Genomic DNA, 3,093 nt, shown 5'->3' on the forward strand with positions numbered 1-3,093 from the left:
GCGCGGGTCCCGGGTCAGCGCAGCGGCGTGTGGGTGGGGTCGACCCGCTCGGCCGGTGGTGGGGGTGGCGGGGGCGTGCCGTCGCCGAAGGGCCGCCCGCCCAGGGACTCCCGGCCGTGCGGGGTGAGCCAGTTCGACAGGTCGGGGCCGAGCGGCACCACGCCGGTCGGGTTGATGTCCCGGTGCACCTCGTAGTAGTGCCGCTTGATGTGGTCGAAGTCGACGGTGTCACCGAAGCCGGGCGTGGTGAAGAGGTCCCGCGCGTACGCCCACAGCACCGGCATCTCGCTCAACTTCTGCCGGTTGCACTTGAAGTGGCCGTGGTAGACCGGGTCGAAGCGGACCAGCGTGGTGAACAGCCGTACGTCCGCCTCGGTGATGGTGTCGCCCACCAGGTAGCGCTGCCCGGACAACCGCTCGGTCAACCAGTCCAGCCGGTCGAACAGCCGGTGGTACGCCTTCTCGTACGCCTCCTGGCTGCCGGCGAACCCGCAGCGGTAGACGCCGTTGTTCACGTCGGCGAAGACCACGGCGTTGACCTCGTCGATCTCGTCGCGCAGCCGCTCCGGGTACAGGTCCGGCGCGCCCTCGCGGTGGTACGCGGTCCACTCCGTCGACAGGTCCAGGCTCATCATCGCGTAGTCGTTGCTGACCACCTGCCCGGTCGGCACGTCCACGAATGCCGGCACGGTGATGCCGCGGTCGTAGCCGGGGAACCGCCGGAAGTACGCGTCGGCCAGCCGCTCGATGCCGAGGACCGGGTCCCGGCCGTCCGGGTCCAGGTCGAACGTCCAGCTCCGCTTGTCGTGGGTCGGGCCGGCCACCGCCATCGAGATGGCGTCCTCCAGTCCCAGCAGCCGGCGGACGATGATCAGTCGGTTCGCCCACGGGCAGGCGCGGCTGACCGCCAACCGGTACCGTCCCGGCTCCACCGGCCAGCCGTCCCGCCCGTCGGCCGTGATCCGGGTGGCGATGTAGCGCTGGTCGCGGGTGAACTCACCGCCCGGCTCGACGTACTTCCCGCCGGTACGTTCCTGCGCCTCGTCACCCCTGGCCGTACCGCTTCCGGTCGTCCCGCCCACGCCCGCCCCCTCCACGTCGTCTCCCCGCTCGTCCCATCATCGCCGCTCCCGCCTGCCCCGGCGCGGCGAGCTCGTCAGGGCGGTGGCGAGCTGACGCGGCGGGCCCGGCTGGTGCGGTGACCTGATCCCCGCCGCCCCGCGATGACGGCGCGAGGATCAGTTGGCCCGCGGAGGCCCGCCCCACCACATCCGTGGGGAGTCGCTCGCTCGAAAGGCGAGGATCCACAACGACCACCGGAAACCCGGTGAACGCTAGTGGACACCGCACTAGGCTGCCGCGATGACCGACGTGGAGGCCGCCGCCCGCCGCTTCATCGCCGACGTGTGGAACGCGAAGCGGGAGGAGTCGGCGTACGAGGTGATCGCGCCGCAGTGCCCGGGGCTCGGCGGGACCGGCCCGGAGGCGGCGCTGGCCTGGCACCGCGAGCGGCGGGCCGCGTTTCCCGACCTGCGGTACAAGATCGTGGACCTGGTGGCGACCGGGGACCGGGTGGCGGTGCACTGGCGGGCCGCCGGCACCCAGGTCGGGCAGTTCGGCCCGGTGCCGCCGACCGGGCAGGTGGTCAGCTACTCCGGGGCGACGTTCCTGCGCTTCGACGACGCCGGCCTGATCGTCGAGGTGTGGAGCTGCAACGAACTGTTCCAGCTTCTCCAGCAGCTCGGCGTCGAGATGCTCCCGCCGCTGGGTGGGGTCACCGGGCCCGGGGCGTGATCCGGGCCAGCGGAATGTCCATCTCCCAGGGCTCGGGCAGCAGGATGCCGTCGGGCATGCGGGCCGTCTCGACGTAGATCTGCTTGACCGGGTCGAGCTTGTGGGCGTGCACGACGATCCCGGTCTCGGTCTCGATCCGCCAGAAGTAGAGGATGTCCGCCTCGGCGTACAGCGCCGGCTTGAGAACCCGGTCGATGCTGCGTGAGCCCTCTGAGACGATCTCGACCACCAGCAGCACCTCGTTGGGCCGGTAGTGCGACGGGTTGCGCACGGCGGCGTCGAGTTCGGTGACCAGCAGGTCCGGGATGAACGCCCGGGTCCGGGAGATCCGCACCGCGACGCCCTGGGTGACGTCGAGGTCGGCGGGGCAGGTCTCCTGAAGAGCTGCCCCGAGCATCAGTGCGATGGACTGGTGGAGTCGCGTGGGGGAGGGCGACCTGATGAGGTTTCCGTCCAGGAGTTCGTGGCGGCGGCCGTCGTCGGGCAGGCGATCGAGATCGTCCGTCGTCCACTCGCCCGGCGGCGGGTAGTCGTCGTGCAGCGCGGCGGTCATTGCGCGAGCCCTTTCCGGTGCGTCGTTCTCCCCACGGTCACCGTACTTTCGGCGATGCCCGGGTGGTGGTCGCGCGCGCCGGGGGCACAGGGCAGGATGGTCCGCATGACCGACAGCGGCGAGCGCACCGAACCGGGCACCACCGGCGAGCGCGGCCTGCCCGGCGCGGGCCTGGTGAAGGGGCTCGCCGTCACGCTGAAGACGATGACGAAGCGCACGACCACCCAGCAGTACCCGGACGTCGCCCCCGAGCTGCCGCCCCGCTCGCGCGGGGTGATCGCGTTGCTGGAGGAGAACTGCACGGTCTGCATGCTGTGCGCGCGTGAGTGTCCGGACTGGTGCATCTACATCGACTCGCACAAGGAGGAGGTGGCGGTGCCCGGCGCCGCCCGCCCCCGCCAGCGCAACGTGCTCGACCGCTTCGACATCGACTTCTCGCTCTGCATGTACTGCGGCATCTGCATCGAGGTCTGCCCGTTCGACGCGCTCTACTGGTCGCCGGAGTTCGAGTACGCCGAGTACGACATCAAGGACCTCCTGCACGACAAGGACCACCTGGGCGAGTGGATGGCCACCGTGCCACCGCCGCCCGCGCACGATGAGAACGGCGAGCCGGCGAAGGAGGAGACCGCCGCCGCGCGCAAGGCCGCGGTCCCGGCCAGCCCCGCCGCCCGTCCGTCTGGCCGTCCATCAATTGCCTCCTTGTCGCGCACCGGCGACATCGCCGCTGCAACCCCCCACGCGAA

General features: G+C 71.2%; 4 protein-coding genes. 2 read left to right on the forward strand and 2 right to left on the reverse strand.

Annotated elements, in window-relative coordinates:
• Positions 1-14: 14 nt before the first annotated feature.
• Positions 15-1,082: a glutathione S-transferase C-terminal domain-containing protein gene (locus AB0I76_RS26095; RefSeq protein ID WP_357040623.1), complete on the reverse strand. Its 1,068-nt coding sequence runs from the start codon at positions 1,080-1,082 to the stop codon at positions 15-17.
• A 280-nt stretch (positions 1,083-1,362) separates the two neighbouring features.
• Between AB0I76_RS26095 and AB0I76_RS26100 the strand changes: the two genes are divergently transcribed.
• The gene (locus tag AB0I76_RS26100) at positions 1,363-1,794 is read left to right on the forward strand and encodes an ester cyclase (RefSeq protein WP_357040626.1); all 432 of its coding nucleotides are present in this window, start codon (positions 1,363-1,365) and stop codon (positions 1,792-1,794) included.
• Here AB0I76_RS26100 and AB0I76_RS26105 read toward each other — a convergent pair.
• Entirely contained in the window at positions 1,775-2,347 is a 573-nt protein-coding gene (locus tag AB0I76_RS26105) for a Uma2 family endonuclease (RefSeq protein WP_357040629.1), read from the reverse strand. The genes AB0I76_RS26100 and AB0I76_RS26105 overlap by 20 nt on opposite strands.
• A 96-nt stretch (positions 2,348-2,443) precedes the next feature.
• Here AB0I76_RS26105 and AB0I76_RS26110 point away from each other — a divergent pair.
• A partial coding sequence (locus AB0I76_RS26110; protein WP_357040632.1) for an NADH-quinone oxidoreductase subunit I occupies positions 2,444-3,093 on the forward strand: 650 nt, incomplete at its 3' end.

Origin of the sequence: Micromonospora sp. NPDC049799, assembly GCF_040656655.1 — a bacterium.
Taxonomy (GTDB): domain Bacteria; phylum Actinomycetota; class Actinomycetes; order Mycobacteriales; family Micromonosporaceae; genus Micromonospora.